A 23,134-nucleotide genomic window follows, 5' to 3' on the forward strand; every position below is an offset into this window, starting at 1 on the left:
AACCTACCTAAATTGAGTTCAGTTTGATGAATCGAGAGTATCGCGCCGGAGTCTGGACAAGAAGACATAGACTGAACTAAGTTCATTTCATGAGTTCGGCCATCGAGGGCTATTACGCAACCTTGGACAGCGGGCGACTGGACGACGCGGTGGCGTTACTCGCCGAAGACATCCAGTTCGCGATGCTGCTGCCCACCGGAGTGAACCTGGGACATGGCCGCGCGGCCATGCTCGAATACCTGCAGGGGCGACCGAAGGTGAATCGCAAGCATCGGCTGTTGCGGGTGGCCACCGCCGACGGTGTGGAGTTCGCGCACGGCGCCGTCACCGAGAACGACCTGACGACAACCGGCTACTTCCTCGGCGCGATGCATATCGATGCCGACGGGCTGATCGATCGGTACCAGGTGTCGTTCAGTGCTGAATTCGCGCTGATACCAACAGATTTCCCCGTCGAGGGAGCGGCACGATGACGAATGCGGCGCCGCCGGTGCTGGCCCGGTGGTTCGAATACATGGATTCCGACGACCCCGACCGCGTACTGAGCATGATCTCGGGCGACTTCGCGATGTCGGTGCAGTTCTCCAAAGGCGCGGGGCTGTCCGCCGAATTCGTGGGGGACCGCGCGGGTTTGGTCGACTACTTGGCGCAGCGCGAGAAGAGCACGCTGGTCCATCACGTCGACACCGGCGCGGTAGTGGGTGATTGCGAGTTGGTGCTCGGCCGGACCACCCGTGGCGGAGCGTTCGAGGCTTCCTTCAACGCCACCGCGCAGCTCGACGCGGCAGGCAACGTGCGGCGCCTTCTCATCGCTCGTACCCCGGAAGTGTCCTTTGCGCGCTGACCTCGTCCTGAGTCAGTGAACCGCCGGCCCAGCCATCAGCGGATGTGAACACCAGCGGTCCGTGGACACGTCCCGACAGCGGCCACACCGCCCACCGGGACATGCTGCACGCCCCGGCCGGAGCCAGCGACTGGGTGCACGCGGTTCGTCGTCTATCGGAAGGTCAGGCGTGCGGGCCGGCCGGCCGACTGCACCGCCCGGTGCACACCGGGGCTGGGCGTGGCGCCGAAACTCATCGGTCGCGCGACGGGCGGTCCGGATGTTGCGACCACGGCGTGGCCTTGGGTGGCCGGTCCGAGAATGGCGTCGAGCGTGCGAATGGCTCGGGTATCCGAAACCCGACCTCGGCGACCTCGGCGCGCAGGAGCGCCAGCTTCTCGACGTGCGCCGTCCATATCTCGTCGACGCCCGACCCGAGCACCGTACGCATCCGACCGGAAGCGGCGACGCCCCACACTGCGAGGCGCATGCCCGCCTCGTGGGCCAACCGCACGAAGTCCTCGGACAGCAGCGGGGGAGGGACGGCCAGACCGTTAGCACCGGTGCGGCGCGCGTCCTCGACGAGGGTGTCGATACCCGCTGCCCCGGATCGCACCGCGCGAGCCATCCAGCCGAGGGCGCCGCGAGCACCCGAGGTGGCCGTCGTCAGGGAGTTGATCAACATCACGCGGTGGCAGTCCGGGGCCAGCTCCGCAGCCGCCGTCAGTACCCGCTGATCGAATGAGTGCAGTTCGCCCCGCATACCGTGACCCGCGAACATGGCGACAACCTCGGCCACTTTTGTCCGGACCTCCTCGTCGGACCAGCGCGGACCGGCATTCACTTCCACCGCCAGCGTCGCATCCTCGAACGCTGCCGACCGGCACACGGCATCGAGGGCAGCCACGTCCTCAGCCCCCCGGCCTACCCGCACGACGATCGCGTGCAGGCCCAGCGCGAGCGCATCCGTGTACGCCGAGGGATCCGCGAGCCCGTCTGCCCCGAGTTGCACGGCGATCCGCGGCCCTGCGGCTGGGGAAGGCCGCGCTGCCGCGCCGTCCGGCTCAGCAGGACGCGACCGCCCTGCACCAACCGGATCGGTCGCCGCCTGCTCCGCCGGACCGGAAAGGTCCTGGGGTGACCGGTGATCGCCCGCGAGTGCCGCATCCAATTGCGGCGCGCGGCGATCCCGGACGGTGTCGACCACCCTCGCCCGAATGCGGTGCAGCACGGTCGGGTTGTCGACCGAAGGCCGATCCGGTTTCCTGGGCAGCTCACCACCCCGGCCGGCAAGACACCACGCTGCGGACTGCAACGACTCCGACGGCTGCGCCGCAAAGCCCAGCGCGTAGTCCAGGTACCCACCGTCGCCGTCGTAGGGGGCCGACATGTGTGGGAAACCGCGTTCTGCACGCACGCGCGTCGCAGTGGTGTCGGTTGCCTGATCGGTCCCGAGACCGAATGGCCCGTCACCGAGCGACCGCGCCCGCATGCCGGGTGCATCCGCGCCGAACCCGGTAACCGGGTCGCCGGATAGTGCCACTATCCAGCTGTGCCGGCAACTGGCATCCGAGATGCTGTCGAACCGCCTGCCGCGACCGGGAGAACCGACCAACACCCGGTGCTCGAATACCCCATCCAGTCGCCCGCCCACGGCCGCGTCGCATACGGTCGAGGTTCCGTATCTGGCGGCGAGCACCGAAAACGTCGCCTCGCTCACCGCGCGGAGGGCCAGGACGTCGCGCGCGAACAGTCTCCCACCGGCCTCCGCCAGTTCGGGCCCGGCAGCCCAGGCTTCTGTATTGTTGGCGGGCGCCTCGTAGCCCATCCAGCACACCACGGCCACCTTGCGGGAGCGGTCCGCGCGCACCAACTCCTCGTACAGATTCCGCGCATTGTCCACCCGACTGGGCGCCGACTGCAGCCGCGTGTTCACACCGTCCACATACCAGACCACATGCTCGGCATCCTCGAGTCGGCAGTTGCCGATGACGAACGTGCCGGATCCGTTACCGCCGAACGTCTCCGGGCCCAACCCCACCGTGGACACGATCGGTGCGGGAACGTCGCGGTGCACCGTCACCGACCGAGTAAGTGACTCATCGACGGCGTAGAGATTTCGGAAGACCTGGCGTTCGGACCGGCTGGCATTCCTACTGCCTCTGGCATGAATAGCGGAAGTGGTGGCGAATCGCCACCAGTCGTTCGCGTAGTCCGCCACCTCGGACGGAATACCCGGGGCGTTGCCCAGGATCTCGGGGTGGACCGCCACCACGGCGCGCCGCTCGTCGGACGATAGTCCGTTCCACCACCGCCTATTGTCGACGGCAAGTTGAGCGGCTCTCGTGAAGTCGTCCGGTAGACCTCGGTGCCACAAATCGCTGGGCTCGGTTCCGCGGTCGCCGCGCTTGTCGATCGCGGTCCTCGCGAGCACGTGATCCGCGTCGGTTACGCGCAATATCGGCTTGCCCGAGTTCGGATCCCGCGGCAGCACGTCATCGTAGGCAGACTCGGTCCGCTCCCGGCGTATGTAGTCGGCAAAGCGAACCGGCTCGTTGTCGGAATCATCGAAGGTCACCAACCGGTCCAATCGACCGGCCAGGATGTGGCCCATATTGTCCAACGAATCCGTCGACGCCTTGACCCGGTCATCGACATACCGCAGGAATTCGTCATCGATGGTTTTGCCGGCTGCGAATGGCGCACGCTCAACCCGCTGCGCGACTGCACGTGCCTGCGTCAACAACGCCACGCTATGGCCTGCATCCCCGGAAGGAAACCGGCACGAGATTTGCACACCGGGCAGCTCGATCGACCTGGCGGGACTATTCGTCTGCGCAGCGACCCCGTAATAGATGTCCACGGACGCGGCGACATCCCGCAGCACGTCGCCCATCGTCTCGAGATTCGATTCGCCGCAGACCACTACGGTGCCGACGGTGTGCGTAACCGATTCGTGCGCCAGCGCCTTCTTCGCCGACCGGCCGCCTTCCCCGTGTACGACCAACTGCCGTTCCGGACGGAGCCGGGCGCCCGCAACCGCATCGCCGCACAGTGCCGCCATATCCCCGGCCAAGCGGTGACCATCGGTCCCGGACCACACCACCACCCTGACCGACCGTTCCGGGTCCTCTCGCACGGCCACCTCATAGTGGTTGCACGCCAACTGCATTCGCTGATCCAGGCGTCGCAGATCGCGATCGGAGCCGTCCACATGCCATGCCTCCGCGACCGGGTCGCCGCTGCCGAACGAGATGATGATCGACCCGCCGCTCGGGTCGTCGGCATCGAACGACTCGAGCAGTACGGTCGGTGCCGGCACACCGGGCGTCTCCACCGCCGCGGCCAAGTGACCCGCCCGGATCAACAGGTCCTCGACATTCAGCAGATACTCCCGCAACCGCTGCTCGCGCCGGGTGGGCACAGTTGTCGCCGCCGCGTCCTCGAGTGCGGCCCTCGCCTTCGCAAGCGCCCTGCGGTTGGCCTGATCGCGCACATCGCGCGGGAATCCGCCTGCCTTACCGACGAACTCCGGCCACACCCGCACCAGCGCCGCCAGGTCGTCCACGCCCAGCGTCCGCGCGATCCGGCTGTTCTCGGCGGCGTGAGCCGCACATGCCTCGGCGGCGACCGCGTGTTTCGCGGCAGATCGCCGCTGCCACCGGTACACCAGATCCGCCGGCGTCGCCGCCGGCCCCCAATGCTCACGCAACACCCGCTCGGCTCGCTCTCGACTGTCGAAATCTCGATTGCCGCCGGCGTATCGCCCGCGCTCGGAGTCGATGGGGCGCGCGACCACCCCGCGGCCGGCTCGACGGCGATCCACCGAAGCGAGGGTGTCGCCGCGTCCGGCGGTGATCTGCGCGACGTTGGCCAGCGCTTCGGTGGGCAGCCCGGTCGCCGGGTCGCGGAGCAGATAGCCCTGATGCACGGCCTCGACGCCGGCGAAGTCCGGCGAGTCGGGGAACTCGGCGCCGATTCGTTTGCCGCCGAATGCCTCGGCGGCGGGATCAATGCCGAGGCCGAGCCGCGGGTTGAAGCGGCTCCACGCGCCGGGCTCGTCCGCTCCGAACATGGTCACCAGATCGCGCCACGATGCGGCGACATAGACATTGTCCGTGCCGATGCCGAGTTCTGCGGCATGCCGGACCGAGGCTGCTCCCGGTGAGCCCGAGGCGGTTGCCGAGCGGACCATACCGGCGAACCCGCCGTACCTGCCCGCATAGAACATCGTCACCGAACCGTAGCTGTGCCCGTAGATCCGGATGACGAGCTGGTCGGGGGCGGCGGTTCCGGCGCGAGTTCTGGTGGCGTGGAATGCCGCGATGTCGCACAGCAACCGACGGCCGCCGACGCGTGCGCGGCGTCGAAACGCGGCCTTCGCATAACCGGTGTTCACCGGCCCGGCCGGCGCGTCGTAGCCGATCCAGATGATCGACGCCAGCTCGAGCGACGGATCGACCCGCAGCGTCTCCTCATACAGGTTGCGCAGCGGCTTGAACTGGTAGGCCAGCGAGGAGGACGTCGTATTCGTACCGGGCACATGCAAGTTCACCGTGTGCGCGGTGTCCACATTGCCGAGCGCGACGACGACCTTCCCTTTGCCGTTGAAGGCGGTGGAGTCGTAGGACAGGAGGTGCACCGGCGGACTGCCCGGTATCTCCGCGGTCTGTCGGTCCAACTCTTGCAAATGATTTCGGGTAAGGATCAGGTTTGCGAACTGTTTCCGCTCGGCGTCGGTGAGGTTGGTCCGCAACCAGTTGAGGAGTCTCTGGTCCGCTGGCTTGCGGGCTATGAACTCGCCGAGATCGCGGCTGATCGACAGCCGGTTGGCGTGGTCGCGGATCGTGGCGGGAAGGCCGTCGGCGTTACCGATCTGGTGTGGGTAGACCTGGATGAGTGCCTGTTGCGAAGTGCTCAACTCACCTGGTTCGGTGGGGTCGCTCAGCGCGGTCCACCACTCGCGGTTCTCGGTCGCACGGCGTTGTGCGGTGTCCGCGGGCAGGCGATCTCCCCAACGTTGCAGCCTATCCGCGTCGTCGAAGCCGCCCGCGTGTAGCGCCTCGTCGGCCAGCCGCTGCTGTTCGTCATCGAAACCGTGATCCACAGGCAACGAGCGCCAGCGGTACGCCGGGCCCACATCCGCCCGCGTGAGGCCGGTGTCGTTGTCGTCGCCCGACCGCCTCGGCTCCTCGGGCCCGGAGGTCGCTGGATCAGCACCGGGCTGGGCGATGGGGTCGCCTCCACCCGGCTCGTCAGCAGGCGGCGCGTCTTGCGACAACCGGCCGTCGGGTCGATCCGCGGTTGCCGCCGAGGAATCTCGACGGCTGCCACTGGACGGTTTGTCCGACTCCGGTGGGTCCTGCCGGTCCATCCAGTCCAAGACCGCGTCCAGACATTCGTCGGCCGTATACGTTTCGGTCTCCACGAGATGCTGTCCGCGCTGGAATCCGCTCGTGTCGATACCGTTTTCGTCTACGGCCGGCATTCCCACACGGGTCGCGATCCGCCCCGCAACGTGTCGGACGATGTCGACCGCACGCAAGGCGCGCACGGAATCGTCGGGTTCGAAGGTGGCAGGCGACGTCGCCGGTCCGAACCGGTTGACCAGGAGTTGGCGTTCGGCGGCTGTGAGTTGGTCGAGTGCCGTTTGCAGGTCAGCGGGACTCGCCGCGGCCAGCGCGGTGGCCAACACCGCCTGCGACCGGTCGTGTTCGGCCGCAAGGGCGGTCACCGATCGGAGCGCGGCGATGAGCGCCATGCTGCGAATCACCGCGGTATTCGCTCCCGCTCGCAGCCGATGTAGCGCGCCCCGATGAGCCGAGCTGAGCCCTTGGACAGCGCGTTCCATCTGCTCTGGGCTCGCCGCACCCAGCAGTTCGCGCGGATCCGGCTGGTCGGCGCGCGTCAAGGCGGCGTACATGGCCGCTCGGAAACGGTCGGACTCGGATGTCGTGGACGGCGGGCCGGCAGGACGGCTCGCCGCCACCAGCCGGGCCCGCTCATTTCTGACCTTGCGGCGAACACTCGCCAGATGCGCCCGCACATCACGCACGGAAAGGTCGACTGCTGCCGCTATCTCGTTGTGTGTCATGCCTTGCCGCACCCGAGCGAGTACTTCGGTCTCGCAGGCGGTGAGCGGGACCGAGCCCGGCGTGTTGTCGGCGGGCCACTCCGGGATCATGTCCGATGGTTGTTCGCCGAGTTGGTGGTCGGGGTGTGGTTCCCCAATCACCTCCCGCGACCAAGGCGTCGTCTTGCCCGGTGTGGGGCGCCGTGGGGGCTCGCCCGGTTCGTGTGGTCTGCTGCCGATCCAGCCGTCCGGCTCCGGGCTGCCCTCGCCTGGCTCCTCCTCGCTGCGCTGCGCCGATGGCTGATCCGGCTCCGCCCTCGTCGTGGTCCACGGTGTCAGTGGTACCGGGTCCTGCTCGCTCGCGATCGCATCCCCGGATCCATGCTGGGCGTCCGACTGCGAATCGTCCTCATGTGGTCTGCTACCGATCAGGCCACGCGGACGACCCGAGGCCGGTGGATCCTCCTGCGGCGGAAGATCAACTTCGAGATCCGGCGTGACCCGCGGCGGACGTCCGGTGGTGACGTACTCGTGAATCGCCCACTGTGGCGAACCGACCGCCACGCCATGAATGTCCGCCTCGGCGAACCCGATAGCAAGCGCCTCCTCATCGTTGAATACGGTCTTGGCTTCGTTACCGAAGGCGTACCGCGGCAGTCGAGCGAACCAGGTCCACCAGTGCTCGTCGATCAGGCCGAGACTCGACAGCTGTGAATGGGTCTGCGACAGGACCTGTCGCAGGTTCTCCGAGAGCCCCTCCTTGGCATCGATCGCATGGATGAATTCGTGGACGGCGTCGTGGTGGAATGGTCTGTCGCCGATCGGATTGACCCCGAGTTCACGCGACCGGATACCGAATTCGACAAACTGCGCTGGCCTGGCCGCATGGTGCAGGCTGAAATGAATCTTCTGGGTTCGACCCGCCGCCGCTACGCGATCTACATACCAAGACGTTCTGGAACTGGCATCCGTATCGCCGAGGTAGTCGATCCGCAACTCCCGGATATTGGTCCGGTCCGGGAACCTGGTGAACATCTCATCCAGCCCACCGAGGATCTCCTCGACGACATCGGCGGCTACATCCGGATGGTCGAACCCCACCATCGTGAGATACGGATACTTCAGATTGAACGCCTCGACCAACCGCGCCTTTGCCCCCGCATCCGCACTGAGCCATTCGACATCGAGCCCCGCACGATGCAACGTGTCGCTCGGGGTCGGCACGGCGTGCCGTTCGATCTGCGACAGCGCTGCCAAGTACCCGCTGTGGATGCCGAGGAGCACATCTCGGTGTTCTTCGGGAGCCGGAAGACTTTCGATCCACGATTCGAGGTAGGTCACCTGCTCGCGAATGCCCTCGACCGCTCTCCTCGGCAGGGCATTGTCTTGCCATACGTCACGACCGTCTATGCGCCGCACGAGCACCGCCGCGAACACGCTGACCGACGTGGCGTCGAAATCGGGCTGGGAACGTCCGGCCATCACCGCGTCGTCCGGGCCCGCACTCCACTGCCGCCCGGTCCGGTTCGGCCTGGTCACCGCGTCGAACAGGCTGAGCCGCACGGCCGAGGCCAGGACTTCCGGGGGCAGGACATCGAAGCTGTCCCCGGGCCGCCCGTGGGGCGTGCGTTCCCGATAAACGCGGTCGTCCTCCAGGTTCAACATCGCGTGGGCGACCGGAGCACCAATGATGGCGGCGACCTCGGTCTGCAACACCTGGACAAGCGCTTTTATCGGATCGCCATACGTCTCCGCGAACACCCGCACGCCATTGTCGAACGTCATCTCCTCGACTCGCACCCCCGGCGCATCCTCCACCACGAACCGTTCCGCAATTCCGGATTGCAGGCCCGCCAGCACCAACTCCTCGAACCCGGGACCAGCGAACGCACGCTCACTAGGTGAGTCCTCGAACGGCCTGCTACCGATCAGCCCACCCGGACCTCCGTCGCCCGCCTCGGGATCACTGCTCCGTACCGGCCTCTGATCCTGCTCCGCCACCACCTCGGCCCACGGAGTGAGCGCAGCCGGACCCCGTTCGGTCGCGGTCATCTCGCCCGATCTCCCCGAGTCGAACACATCACGCAGCCGCGCAACAGCATCGGCGAGAACCTCACCCACGGTCGCGACCGGCAACGCGGCGCGCTCGGCGGCATCGGCCAAAGGCATGCCCTCCACCAGATGCAGCATTACCAACCGCTCCGCCGCGCCGGGGTCGGGCATATCGGCCAGCACGGCACGAACCGTCACCGCGAAATCAGCGTCGGAAAACCCCGTAGAGGCAGCCGGATCGGCCAATTCGCGATTCGGGGCCCCATCCTCGCCTGTGATCGGCGCATCCAACTGTTTCACAGGCCGAGCCAGAATCTCCCGCGCCAACGCCACATCGGCCACTGTCGAACTCACCGCGCGCGCGATCTCCGCATCGTCGAGAACCTCACCCGCGGCAACCATCCTCCCGATCTGCGCTCTTACCGTGCTGACCTTCTTGAGGGTGGGATTGTCGAGATCCGGGAACGCGCGCGCGAGGTGGTATCGGAGAATTGCGCTGCTACCGCTGGCCCAGGCATGGGCGGCGAACGAGGTGGCGGGGGCGTGGTTGTCGATCGCGCTCAGAATCCCCATCCACGCGGCCTGCACCGCCTCATCTCGGATATCGGGAAGTACGCGCCGCCCCAACGCATTCGGAACCCACGCAAACCTGGCGCAGATCTCGTCCCGAACTTCCCGTTCTTCCGGTGAACCCACCTGACTGACGACATACCGATTGAACAGAGCTTCTTCATCCCGATCACCCGACCGCTCGAAACGATCCCCATAGAATCGCTCGACCGCCTCCAGTAACAGATCACCACCGACACCCAGGGCCCCACAGAGCTGCCGCAACTTCCTCAGCTGCGGACGAAACCGTTGGTTTTCGATCTGGGAGATGTAGTCCTGATGAATCTGCGCTCGGCGCGCAAGCTCGCGCCCCGACATACCTACGTGATTGCGCAGAGCCGCAATCCAACTTCCGGGCAACCCTGGGTCGTGCGCGGCGGGTTCGATATCGAGATTGATATCCGAATAGAAGTGACGGGCCGCTGCCCGAAGTAATTCGTCATCGACCCCCAGCACGTCGCAGATCCGCCGGAATACCGCGAACCTCGGCCTGTTCCTTCCGGATTCGATCCTGTAGAGATGACCCGAGCCGGACCCGATCGCCTTCGCGACCTCGCTCTGGGGCATATCCCGGTCGTGTCGCAGCGCCACGATCCAGCTGCCGGGTGACGCGGGATCGTGCGCGGCGGGGTCGGGATCGGGATTGATATCCGGATAGAAGTTGCGAGCGGCGGCGGCGAGCACATCCGGCGCAACTCCCAGTGCCCGGCAGATCCGCCAGAAGACGATCGAGGTCGGAGTGTGTCCGCCCTCGATTCGGCTGGCAGATGTTTCCGATATGCCCGCGGTCCGGGCCAGCTCGGCCTGGGACACATCCCGGTCATAGCGCAACGCCGCAATCCAGCTTCCGGGCGATCCAGGGTCGTGCACGGCTGGGTCGAGGTCGAAGTCGATATCCGGATAGAACTTGCGAACCGCCTCCGCCAGCGCGTGCTGCCCTACCTCCAGAACTCGCGCAATCCGCAAGAACAGACCAGGCCGCATACGCTCCCCGTTCTCGTGGACCCCGATGCGTACCGGGTCCACACCGACCGCATGTGCGAGGTCCAACTGGGTCATGCCCTTGCTGTTACGAACAGCGCGCACCCAGTCACCCAGCAACTCATGGGCAGCCACATCGGTGTCCAGCACAACATCTGGATAGAACCGTTGGACAGCCGCGGTCACCGCCTCGTCATCGAGCCCGAGTGCTCGACAGATCCGCTGAAAGGTGCCGATCCGCGGCTTGCGCTGTCCGCTCTCGATAGTGGACAGTGCGCTGTTCGCCAGGCCCGCCGCTTCGGTGAGCTGTTTCCGCGTCATTCCGCGCTCGAGTCGCAGTGCCTCGATCCACGCGCCCCGCGCAGCGTCCAGCTGTGAATCGGCCGCCGAACGCGGCCTGCTACCGATCAGCCCACCCGAATCCGGACGATCCGCATGCGGCGGAAGATCGACGTCGAGATCCGATGTGGCCTGTGGCAGTCGCCCGGTGGTCACGTACTCATGAATCGCCCACTGCGGCGAACCGGCCGCCACACCATGGATATCCGCCTCAGCGAACCCGACAGCGAGCGCCTCCGCATCGTTGAGTACCGTCTCGCCTTCGTCGACGAAGGCGTATCTCGGCAGTCGAGTGAGCCAGGTCCACCAGGACTCCTCGATCAGGCCGAGATTCGACAGCTGTCCCCAGGTCTGCGACAGCATCCGTTGCAGGTTCTTCGACAGCCCCTCCACCGCATCGATCGCATGAACGAACCCGTGCACGGCGTTGTGGTGAAACGGCCTGTCGCCGACCGGATTCAATCCGAATTCGAGAAACCGGATTCCGCGTGTGACAGTCAGTGCCGGGTTGGCCGCATCGCGCAGGCTGAACCGCATGCTCAGGGTTCGGCCTGCCGCTGCGGGGTCGGCATAGTTGTGTGCTCTGGGGCTGGTGGCCTCCCAGTCGGTGTAATCGATCCGCAGTTCGCGGATATTGGTCCGGTCCGGGAACCGGGTGAACATCTCATCCAACCCACCCAGGATCTCCGCGACGACATGAGCGGGCACATCCGGATGATCGAACCCCACCACCGTGACGTGCGGATAGTTCAGGGTGAACACCTCGACCAACCGCGCCTTGGCCTGCGCTTGCACGTCCAGCCCGGCGCGGTGCACTCGCTCGCCGAAGGTATGTACGGCGTGCCGCTCGACTTGCGCCAGCGCTGCCACGTACCCACCGTGGATATCGAGCAGCGCCGTTCGATGTTCCTCGGGCATCGGAAAATTCGAGATCCACGTTTCGAGGTGCGACACCTGCTCCCGAATGGCCGCGACCTCCCATGTCGGCATAGCGTGGTCCAACCAGACCGCACGACCGTCGATACGCCGCACCAACAACGACGCGAACACACCCGGCTGCGTGACGTCGCCGTCGGATCCGCAACGTCCGCCCATCACCTCGTTGTCGGCCACACTCCACTCTCGTGCCGTCCGGTGAGTCCCGGTCACCGCATCGAACAAGCCGAGCCGCAAGGCCGATTCCGAGCCCAGAACCTCCGAATCCACAACCTCGACGTTGTCCCCGGGCCGCCCAGGGGTGAGTTCCCGATAGACGCGGTCGTCCTCCAGGTTCAGCATCGCGTGGGCGACCGGAGCACCCATGATGGCGGCGACCTTGGTCTGCAACACCTGCACCAGCGCTTTTATCGGATCGGCATGCGTTTCCTTGAACACCCGCACGCCATTGTCGAACATCATCTCCTCGACCCGCACCCCCGGCGCATCCTCCACCACGAACCGTTCCACAATTCCGGATTGCAGGCCCGCCCGCACCAACTCCTCGAACCCGGGACCAGCGAACGCACGCTCACCAGGTGAGTCCTCGAACGGCCTGCTACCGATCAGCCCACCCGGACCTCCGTTCCGGCCGGTCGCCGGCCGGTTGTCGAATCGCTCGTCGTCTGCGGCGTGGGATCGTGCACCCGCATCGCTGTCATCGGCGGATGCTGTGCCAGCCGTCAGCGGGTCCCGCGACGGTGTGAACTCGATACGGGTGCCGCTGATCACGGCCTCCCGCACCGCCGGATCGGTTTCCATCGTGTCGGCCACGGCGAGTATCCGCAGGTAGTCTTCCTCTTCGCCGCGCGCCACCACACGTCCGTCCTCGAGCGATACCTGGGTCCGTGACGGCTGGATCGCCAGAGGAGAGTGCGGGTCGGTGTTCCGTGCGGCGTGTACGAGCATCCTTGCGCTGTTTTCGCGGGTGTACGGCCGCATCAGGCTCTGCAACCCGCGGGCCGCCGCCCACGCGCCGGGCACATCGTCGAGGATGGAGGAGAGTCCCGCTACCCAGTTGTCGATCGGCACCTGGGCACCGAGAGGCTGTTCGACCAGGTTGAATCGATCCGCTGAGTCGCGGTAGTCCGCCAGCTCGGCGAGGAACCGACCCACTCCGCTGGTCGACGGCACCGCGACCGGCACACCTTGCTCGATCGCCTCGATCGCGACCCCGCCGAATCCCTCGGCACGCGACGGCATCACGACGATGGTCGCCGCGCGGATATCGTCGCGCAGCCTCGCACGGCTCATCGTAAATGGCCTCACCTCAACCGCATCCAGGTCACCGACCAGCCAAGCCAACCTGGCCCGGGCCGCTTCGACGCCGCGGTTCGGGTAGCCCCGCACCACCAGCCGCACGTCACGCCCCTGCGCGCGCAGCCGCTTGACCACCTCGGCGATCTCCGCAGTACCCTTCAGCTGGTCGTCCACACGGCCGAACAGCAGAATCCGCGCCGGGGCACCGGGTGCGGGCTCCCGGGGCTGCTCGGCTATCTCCATACCCGGCTGCAGTTCGTGCACCGAGCCGTGCCCCGCCATGACGGCCGCCGACAGCGCATCCGTGGCCAGCACCGGCCCCAGGCCCGTCACCAGATGGGCACGGCGCGCCAGGTAGATGCGGGCTGCGATCTTTGCGCGACCACGTTCCGGATTGTTCCTGAGGTTTTCCCACAGCATCGGGGTCAGGTGGTGGGCGCTCACGAGTTTCGCGGCGGGATACCGGGTCTGGGCCGCCAGCGCTGCTCTGAGGCCGCCGTCCTCGGCGTGCACGATCACCAGATCCACCGACTGCGGCAAATCGTCCGGACCCCCGCCGTGCCCGTTCCGTTGACCCGGTACAGCGACACCGTCGCGGTCGCTGTACACCAGCACACCCGAGACCGCGGAACCCGGCGCGATCTCGTCCGCCCAGACGATCACCTCGTGCCCGGCCGCCGCCAGCGCTCGACACAGTGCCACGTTCAACGTGGCCATACCGGTTCCGCCGCTGCCCCAAACACGGCAGCACACCAGAATCCGCTGCCTGGTGAGGTCGAGGCGAACCCGATGCCGGACCTGGCCCTCCGGCGGGGGATCAGCGGTGTCGACGTCGATGCGGCCGTCGATGTCGGCCAGCTCGCGGCGCAATTCCTCCGCCGTCACACCGGGAGCGGGATCGGTGGCGTCCGGTCGGGTGTAGCCCAACTCGGCGAGCAATCGGCGCCGACCGTCGGCGTCCTTGGACGAGGTCACGACGAATACGGCATCAGCCCCGGCACGGGGCAAGGTGAGTTCCGCGAGACGCGCTACCGCATCGATGATGTCCTCGCGCGCCCACGCGGCGCCCGATTCGGGCAGTCGCGCGGCAACGGCGTCGGCGAGGGTGCCGGCGTCCGATGTGTCAGCGCCCGGCCCGATGACCAACTGCCAGCGGAAACCGCTGTGCTCCTCCCGCATCTCGGCTGCGTGCAGCCGGGAGTCACGATAGGCGTCCAGCGGTGTATAGCCGGGGTCGCGCGCCAACCGGTCGGCGATCTCCCGCGCCTTTGCGGCGTGGTCGCGGCGCATATCCCGGTTCGCCAGCAGCCACCCGTCCGGCGGCCGGTATCCGCTGTCGGGGTCTGCGAAGCCGGCGCGGCTACGCAGTCGGTCGATGAGGGCCTGGTCTTCGGGGATGTCGGTGCCCGCGCCGTCCCGGTCGGACCGGACCCACTGAACGACCGCGTCCGGCTCCGACAACGTCTGCAGGCCCGCGGCGGCCACCCACCGGCCAACGCGCATCGCCGTCTCGAACTCGCTGCCGGTGAGCTCGCCCCACCGCTGCCGCATCTCCGCCACGGCCGCCGGCGACGCGATCATCTGTGTCCCGGTCCGCACATCGAATCCGATGCCGCTCACCGCGAATCCGAGCACCCGGGCGGTATTCGCGGCACAGCCGTGCGCCAGGGCACGGGCGTGCAGCAGTTCCGCCGACCTCACCGTGTCCTGGCTCCGCGGATTGCCGCCGTGCCGCCCGCCGCCGTGCGCGAGATCGGCCCAGGCGTCCGCGATCATCGCCGCCATGATCTCGCCGAGGTCGGCGCCCTGCAGCACCCCGTTGTCCAGGACACGGCGCAGGTCCACGGCCACCGGCATCCCATCGTCGTGCCGGTTCGCCGCGCCGTCCTCCCGCGGCTCGACGGCGGTGTCGTGGCGGGCGGCGTCGTGAACGTCATCAGCGCGACCGGTGCCCGCACCGCCGTACAGCCTCCGGTTGATGAACAGTCCTTCGGCCACCAACCGCACCCCGCGCCGGACTTCCGGATCAGCGAGCTGTTCCGGCGGCACCCGCGATCCGAGCATTTCGGTCACCTCATCGATCTCCCGACCGATCACCTCCGCAGGCAACGGCCGAGACGCTGGGCTCAGCAGGTCATCGGCGCTCCAGTCCGCCGACGCCATATCCCTCGGCAGACCTCGCTCCCCGTCCGGCCGACCCTCCGGATTCCCCGATGGCCGGCCGCCGATGCGTCCATCGGACTCGCGGTGTTGCTGCTGGTCGCGCGCACGATCTCCCGGAGCATCCTCCGTAGGCTTGCTGTCGGCGGTGACCCCGTGCTGGCGGCTGCCGACCTGATCACCGGGTGCCCGTTTCCCATTGCCCGGTGCCCGGGTGTCGCCTGGGTCGGCCTTCATGCTTTTCGCGAGTGTCCGCGCGTTGGCTGTGGTCGCTGCTGCCTGGTGGAGGTGGGCGAGGGTGTCGAGGAGGGGGAGGCTTGTTTTTGTCCGCGCGGCTCGGATGTTGTGGATGAGCCGGCGGGTGTTGTCGGCGGCGGCACTATCGATGTGTGCGCGCACGTCGGCGCTGCCGACGTGTTCCCTGGCAGCCTGCTCGGCCTCGTCCAGTGACATCCCGTGCCGATTCACCAGAATGGCCCGGCGCTCATGTCGAGCGGCCGTTTCTTGTCGCTGTCGGTATTCCTCGTAGCACGACATGACGAATCGTTTCGCATCCTGCGCGCTACTCGATTCGTCACGGCCGATCAAAGCGAATGCCTGCTGCAGCCCCCGCGCGTTCGCCGTGTTCGCTGCTGCGCGAGACAGGTCGGCGAGGCTGCCGGGCAGGCTGATCTGTGCGCGCTCGGCAGTGCGATGCATGGCGAGGATGAGTTCGCCGACACTCTGAGCGGCGGCGTTGTCGATGGCAGGGAGCGCTTCAGCGCTGCCCACGTGTTCCCAGGCGGCCTGCTCGGCCTCCTCGGGTGTCATCCCGTGCCCGTGCACCAGAGCGGTCCGGTGCTGCTCCTGCAGCGCGGCCGTTTGTTGCTGTCGGTATTCCTCGTAGCACCTCATCACGAAACGCTGCGCGTCCCGTGCGATGTCCGGACTGCATTGGCTGCCGGCAACCACGGCGAGGGCCATCCGAAGGGCCTCCGGCGTGGCCGAGAGCGTCGCTTGTTCCTGCCCGGTTTCGGGTGCGGGCTCGGTCGGGTCCGGGGTGTCGTGCGGGCGGCTGCCGATGCGCGCGAGTTCGGCCGACCCGGAAATATCCGACTTGTCGGGCGTGTCCGCGTCGGTCCTCGACGGCAGATCAGGTGTGCCGTCGTCATTTACCGGCCGGCCCGGCTGTATCGAGTTGATTTCCTGCACCAGTTCCGCACTGACCTCGACGTCCTGGAAATGGGGCAGGGTTTCGGCGGTGGGTGCGTTGCGGTGCGACCCGGCGACGAGGTTGCCGTCGACGTCGAAGTCGATGGTCTCGAATCTACGTGTGCCTGCGGGCAGTCTGTCGATGAACTTTTGCTGCTTTTGTCGCCAGGTGTCGAACGGGACGGCCTTGTCCAGCAACGTGCGGCGGTTGCGGAGGTCTTTCGGGCCGTAGTCGGTGTCGGTGTCGCCGTCTCGCGAGGCCGCAAGATCGACTACGACCAGTTTCGGGGCCTCGCCCGGCGCGCTGTCGTTGACCACCAGCACCATGTGGCTGTCGGCGTCGGTGCTGCCTGTGTCCTCGGTGTCTTTCCATTTGTAGACGAGGACTGCGATGCCTCCCGGCCGAGCTTTCAGCGATTCGGCTACCTCGTCCAGCGATCCGGCATCCTCGAGTGGGGCGCCGAACACCTTCTTAATAGCGTCGCGGCGGTGGCCTGCCAGTCTGCTGGACGGCATCGTGATGTCGCGTCCGCTCAACACCCGCAGGCCGGTCACGGCGTTGTTGACGCAGCTGTTGGGGCTGCGGTGGTGGATCCGCACGACCAGGTCGAGCAGGGCCGCAGTAGCGAGATAGTGTGACGCGGCGGCGATAACGTCCTCGGCTACCGGATTCTCGGCTACCCGGTCCGATACGGGGTTCGCCGACATAGGGGCGGCATCCTCGCGGGAGGCTTCGTCGCTGGCGGGTGACTCGGGGGTGCCCTCGGCGGGCAGATGGCGGTTGACCGCTTCGCCCAGGATGTCGCGGGCTGTGGCGGGGGTGATGTCGGAGGCGGGATAACCCAGTGCTTTCGCGAGGTTGTTTCTGGCTTCGGTCACCGCGGGGTCGAGGGTGCGCATGCCTTCGGCGCCGTCGATATCCGCGATCGGCAAGCCGAGTTCGTCGGCGAGCCGATTCCGCAGTGGTGTCAGCTCACCCATCGCCTGTTCGTCGCTGAGCCCCGCGTACCGCTCAACCGTCGCGGGCGCGGTCGCCTCGACCTGCTGCCGCAACGCCTCCACCGCGGCGGGCGGCAGGCCCGTCTGTTCCAGCAGCCTGCGCAGTGGGTCACCGGCGCCGTCCTGTTCGAGCGTGGCGGCGGTCCCGACGACGGCTGAGGCCGGGATCCCCAGCAACCTGGCCAGGCGCGCGGTCTGGTCCGGCGAGTGGTCCGGCTGGCCGATCTGACCGATGTCCGTGCTGCCCTGGTAGCGGAACGTCTCGGCGGCGGCGAGAACGGCGGCCGGGTTGTCGGTGATGTACGCGTGGTGGCGGATGAAGTCGGCGGTGGCGTGGCGGAGCGCACGCTCTTGCAGTTCGGGCACCAGCGAGCGGAGATTGTGGCCGGCCTCGACCAGATCGTTGCGGTTTTCGGGGGTGGGGTCGGTGCGGTGGGCTTCGGCGACTTGTTCGTAGCGGACCGCCGCCGCGCGTACCCCGCTCAGGTGCATGGCCTTGCGGATCAACGCGTCCTGCGGCGAGATCAGCGCCTGCGCGGCCCCACGGTCCCCGTTGCGGGCGGTGCGGTTCTTGGCCTGCTCATGGATGTAGGACTGCTCGGGGACTTCGGTCATCCACACGAACATGCCGCCCTTGGCCTGCACCGCCTCCGACACCGAGATATCGACACCACGCTGTCCCTGCCGGTTGATCACCAGGATCTTGCCCTGCTCACCGGCGGCATCGAAGACCTTCTGCAACTCGGCTTCCCACCCCGTGCCCCACCCGGCGATCCGGTCGGCGTCGACCGCCTCGATCGCCTCCCTGGGCACCCCCTGGCGCACCAGCGCCTGCACTTGCCTGTCGACCAGGTCGTTGCGATGACACAAGATTTCCTGGGACCTGCCCCGGCCCCCCTGCCACACTCTGTGTGCGCCTTCGGCGATAGTGCTCAGCTTGGCGCGGGTGTTCGCCACCACCTCGGGGGCGCCCTCCATCAACCGCTGCTCCCGAGACCGGTCGACCTGGTGCGCTTCCTCCAGACCGTAGATCTTTTCCAGCACGGGGTTGAGGTCCGCCAGCGTGCCCGAGGCGCCGGTGACCTTATCGAAGAACCGGTCCTCCGGGCGTCCCCCCGTGCGATAGATTTCTACCGCGTTGATGCTCTTGGCCGAGTCGGCGTCGGCGCGCACCACGATCTGATGCTGCTCGGCGCTCATTCTGATGGCCTCGGCCGCCCGGATCTCCTTGGCCTCGACGGCTTGAGCGAGGCTCGCCTTGCCCTGCTCGGCGCTCCACCGTGATTCGCTCGAGGTCTTCGGGTTGCGTTGCAGACCGTGTTCGCCCTGATCGATGATGACGATCTTGCCCGCGTCCATCACATAGTGGGTGCTCTTGCGGCAGGTGAACTCGGCGCCAGCGGCCGTCTCGAGCCGCGACAACCCCAGCCCTTCCAACCACTGTTTCCCGCCCGGAAGCGCCTCGACCTTCTCCCGTCCGCCCGGCGTCAATTCCGCCCGACCGTCGTACCAAAAGTCGACTTCAGGGGTTCCGTCGGGGTATACGTCGACTTCTTCGATGATCCGGGTGAGACCGAAATCCTCATGCGACAACGCCCCCTTCTCCAGCGCGTCGGCGAGGAAATCGTGCGCGGCGAACACCTCGCGTGCTGTCGCCTCGGGCGCGGCCTGCTCCACCCCTTCCGATCGGAGAAACTGCCTCTCACCACGGTCGATGATGCCGTCCATCTCATCGATCAACGCTTGGCGCGGCGGCCGGTGACCGGCGTTGCACAGATGCCCGACCGTTTCGCCGGTGGCCACCACAACCGCTGGCCGACCGCCGGTGACCGGCCCGAAACCCTGCTGCTGGTCGGCCCGGAATACGTCGATCCCGAAATCGCTCAGCAGCTGTCGATACCTGGTGAATTCCCGGTGGGCCAGCCCATCGGTCGTCGTCACCAGAAGACACTCACCGTGACGAACTGCCCGCTGCATCGCCGCCGCCATGAACATCAGCGACTTGCCCTCGCCCGGCTTCATCTCCACCGGACGCTTGTCCAGCGCGTACACCCCCTCCGCCTGCTCGACCCGCAATACCATCCCCCCCTGGCACGGCGTCGCTGATCGTGCCGCGTCGAATGATCTCTGTCGTCGCGATCATCGACTTCTGCGCGTCGGTGTCGAACAATCCGGCCTTCAACACCTCGTCGGGCAGGTTGCACAGCCGTAGCTGCTCCGGAACCTGATCACCGGAACCGGCGTCGAAATCGGCCAAGAACTCGACCGCCTGATCGCGAGCGCTCGGCGCATCGGCACTGTCGACCGAATCTGCAGCCGGGTCGGTCGATACCTCGTCGCCCGTTTCACCCGCCGGGATGCTCCGCTCCGCCGCGGGAGTGTGCTCCTCACTCCCCGGCAACCGGTGTTCACCGGCGGCAGGCGTTTGGGGCCCGTCGCCGGTACCCGGGGCCGGGCGGGTGTCGACGGGGGTCTCGTGGCGGGTCTCAGCTGCCGCGGCACTCACCTTCCCGGTGTCGCCGTGTTCGTGATTCCCCGGGGATCGGTGTTCACCGGCGGTAGGTGTTTCGGGCCCGGTGCCGACCGGACGGGCCGGGGTGCTCGTCGAAACCTTCGGCGGCGCCGATGTTTCCCCACCGGCCTCGACCGATCGTGGCGCTGTCGCATTCGTGCGGGCAACCGATTCGGCCCGCTGCCGCCCCTCCACCGGCGCACCCGTCTCCGAGCGCGCCGCCGACCCGGCCGCAGCGTCGAGTCCGACCGAAGCACGGCCGATCGCCTCATGGTGTGGCATCGAGCTCGATACCGCGGGCGACCGCGATTCGCCGGACTTGACCGGCGCGGTGTTCCCGTGCGCGCCGGCCGCGGGTACCTCCGCCCGCTCGCCCCCGGCAGCCACCGTATCCGGAGCCGCAGCCCACGCCGCCTTCGCCGCAGCCCACGCCTGCTTCGATTCCGCGGACACCTCAACCGGTGGGAGAGCCGGTGTCGGCGCCGCGGTGTCCTCGCTGCGCGTGGTGGCGGGCAGGTCGGGCCGGGTGAAAGCCCCACCGCCGTCGGTCACCGCCCCCGCCGGCGCACCCGATCCCGGGTGAGCGGCGGCATGCGCGTGCACGGCCCCAGCGAAACCGCCGTTGAGCAACGGTGCCAGCACGTGATCGAAATGCTCCGGCCAACCGGTCACCAACGCCGCCGCACCCAAACCCGCCACCGCGCCCGCAGTGCCATGCACCAACCCGAGCGCCAACCGGCTGCCCTCGATCCCGGAAAACACCTTCGGTGCGACTCGGCCCGCGACCATGCCGCCCACCGCACCACCGGCACCCGACAAGGCCGCAACTTTGATCGATGTCAGATCGATACCCGTCGGATTCGTACCGTCCGGTCCGATCACGGCCGGGGTTCGATCGCTGGACACGACCTGCAGCGCCTGCACGCCCGCGTCGACACCCACCGGCAGCGCGGCTGCCTTACCCAACGTGACAGGCAACCGGAGTGCCCCCAGCGCCGACAGCCGGGTGGCCGTCCGCGTCGCGCCCGCCTTGAACGCCTGCTCCAGGCCCGCACGCATCACCGCGACACTGGCCCGCCCCTCGACCAGCATCGACTCCACCACCGGCACCGCCGCCACTTCCCCGGCAGGACCAGCCGCGGCGGCACCGGACAGCACACCGAAGATCCGCCACGCCAACTCGATCCCGAAGACGAACATCACGCACAGCGTCTTCTCCGAATCGTTGGCAGCCGCCTGCACCTGATCGGCCAGGGCCAGCGCGTCGTCACCGAGCCTGGCCGCCCCATCCCCGTGCAAACGCAACGTCTCGCGCAGTCTTTCGCCGAGTTCGCCCACCGAATCCTGTTGTGCCAGTATATCTTTCGCGTCCTCGGAATGATCGCTCAGCGCAGCTGCCTTCGCCCGGAACTCAGCAGCCATCCGACGCATCCCGGAAATATCGGCACGCGGCAGCTCTCCACCGAACACCACCATCTCGATCGGACGCCGCACCACAGCAGGCAAACCCTCGAACGAGTTCCGCAGTTCCACGACCGGGTTCGGCGACCACGAACCGTCCACCGGCACCGCCTACCCCGGCCGAGAGGCCGCGGCGACCAGCACCGCATGCAGTGTTTTCGCTTGGATGCCCGCCTCGTTACCGCGCAGCACTACCTCGGCGAACGCGGCGCCGAAAGCCCGACTCACGTCGAATCCACCTGGGGCCGTGGCATCCCCGGTCAACTCGGCTCGCCAGCGCTGGTAACCGCGCACCACCTCGGCGAGTGTGCGGTGTCGCCCCGGCTCCCGACGCAGGTACTCCGCGAGCAGGACGCGCTGTGCCTGTCGGCGCGCGAGACCGCCACCGGCCCCATCGAGCGCCCGGCCGAATTCACCTAACGTGGCCGCGTAGATACCCGGCCCTGCGTCGGTTTCCGCGGTTCCGGTAACTTTCCTCGGCTCCTGCGCGGTCCGCTGGTCGAGAGTGATCGAGCGAACGCGCCGGAAGTCGCGCGGTTCGGAACTCCACCGCACCGTGCCCGATTCGGCGCCGAGTTCTGCCACCGCCACGACATCCAGGGCGATCACCGGGTAGTCGGTGAGCACCCGGTCCACCGCGGCCACGAACTCCCGCACCGCAGACACCTGCAGGCCGGGGGTATCGAATCCGGCCACACGCACACCGTGGTGTTCGGCCAACCTCCGCGCCAGCCACCCGACCACGGGATCGGAAACCGGTCGCCCGTCGGAACCGCGCCGATCACGCCCACGCTGCGGTTCGTCGGCGGGCTTGTTCGATCGCGGTGGGGAACCGTTCCGAGAGCTCGGGGGACTCGGCTGTGCACTCGCAGGCGCGCCGGGTGTCCGGGGCGGTTGCCCGGTCCACGGGGTGTCTCGCCGCCCCACATCGACCGCTGGCCGTGGTCCGGACGCCGTGCCAGGGAGCCGGGCCGTATTCCGCGTGGCGGCCGGGGGCAACACCGGGGAGGACGGGGGCAACACGGGGGAGGACGGGGGCCGGCCACTGGAGCCGCCGGCAGGGTTGCCGGATTTACCACGGTCCGCTCGGCCTGCCCGATCCGACCCCTGGCCTGTCCGATCCGAAGAATCCGGGCGCCGCGGACCGTCCTGCGGCGTGGACCGACCCGTGGAAGCGTCCGGTGACCGCGGGCCGCCGGGCGCGGATCGTTCGGTGGGCTGCGCCCGGTCCGTGGGATACGGCTGGCCTCCCGCTGCCGGCGATGTCGCCGCGGGATCGTCTGTCACAGGTGAGTGCGCGCCGACGAGCGCAGGCGTGCCACCGGGGTCGTCCGGCCGCTGCGGAGCCGGCTCCCCGATGGTCGGGTCCACGTCCCCGGCTGTGGTGCCTACCCGACCGGCAAGGTAGGCGTCCTGTGCCTCGAATTGGCGTGCGGCGTCGATGATTCCGGCGGCCGTGCCGTGCAGGCTCTCCTCCATGTCCCGCACATTGGCCAGCAACTGATCGGCGTGCGGCTCGAACTCCTTGGCGAATGCGAGGCCGATATCGTCGTCGCCCCAGCTGCCTTCGGACTGTGCCAGGCAATCCCGCAAGTCCGCATAGGTCTGCCCCACCCGGTCACCGAGTTCGGCCAGCCGCGCTCCCTGATTTCGCAGACTGTCCGGATCCAACCGAACTTCACCGTTCACCTCCGCATCC

5 protein-coding genes are annotated in these 23,134 nt (G+C 67.6%); 2 read left to right on the forward strand and 3 right to left on the reverse strand.

Annotated features, from left to right (window positions below; translation table 11 throughout):
- Window positions 1-89 precede the first annotated feature (89 nt).
- Together ACQP1G_RS13455 and ACQP1G_RS13460 are read left to right on the forward strand one after the other, a co-directional pair.
- A complete protein-coding gene (locus tag ACQP1G_RS13455) occupies window positions 90-473 on the forward strand; it encodes a nuclear transport factor 2 family protein (protein WP_433203094.1) in 384 nt (127 codons plus the stop codon).
- The gene (locus ACQP1G_RS13460; RefSeq protein ID WP_433203097.1) at window positions 470-844 is read left to right on the forward strand and encodes a hypothetical protein; all 375 of its coding nucleotides are present in this window, start codon (window positions 470-472) and stop codon (window positions 842-844) included. The genes ACQP1G_RS13455 and ACQP1G_RS13460 overlap by 4 nt, the downstream gene beginning before the upstream one ends.
- A 232-nt stretch (window positions 845-1,076) precedes the next feature.
- On the opposite strand, the gene ACQP1G_RS13465 is transcribed toward ACQP1G_RS13460, so the two are convergent.
- Genes ACQP1G_RS13465 through ACQP1G_RS13475 form a run of 3 tightly spaced genes read right to left on the reverse strand, consistent with a single transcriptional unit; the run spans window position 1,077 to window position 23,124 of the window.
- Complete coding sequence (locus ACQP1G_RS13465) at window positions 1,077-19,514, reverse strand: helix-turn-helix domain-containing protein (RefSeq protein WP_433208462.1); 18,438 nt, start codon at window positions 19,512-19,514, stop codon at window positions 1,077-1,079.
- Window positions 19,414-21,537 (reverse strand): hypothetical protein, encoded by a 2,124-nt coding sequence (locus ACQP1G_RS13470; protein WP_433203100.1) that lies wholly within the window; start codon window positions 21,535-21,537, stop codon window positions 19,414-19,416. The genes ACQP1G_RS13465 and ACQP1G_RS13470 overlap by 101 nt, the downstream gene beginning before the upstream one ends.
- A 9-nt stretch (window positions 21,538-21,546) precedes the next feature.
- The gene (locus ACQP1G_RS13475) at window positions 21,547-23,124 is read right to left on the reverse strand and encodes a hypothetical protein (protein ID WP_433203103.1); all 1,578 of its coding nucleotides are present in this window, start codon (window positions 23,122-23,124) and stop codon (window positions 21,547-21,549) included.
- Window positions 23,125-23,134: the final 10 nt, after the last annotated feature.

Origin of the sequence: Nocardia sp. CA-107356, assembly GCF_050946365.1 — a bacterium.
GTDB lineage: Bacteria > Actinomycetota > Actinomycetes > Mycobacteriales > Mycobacteriaceae > Nocardia.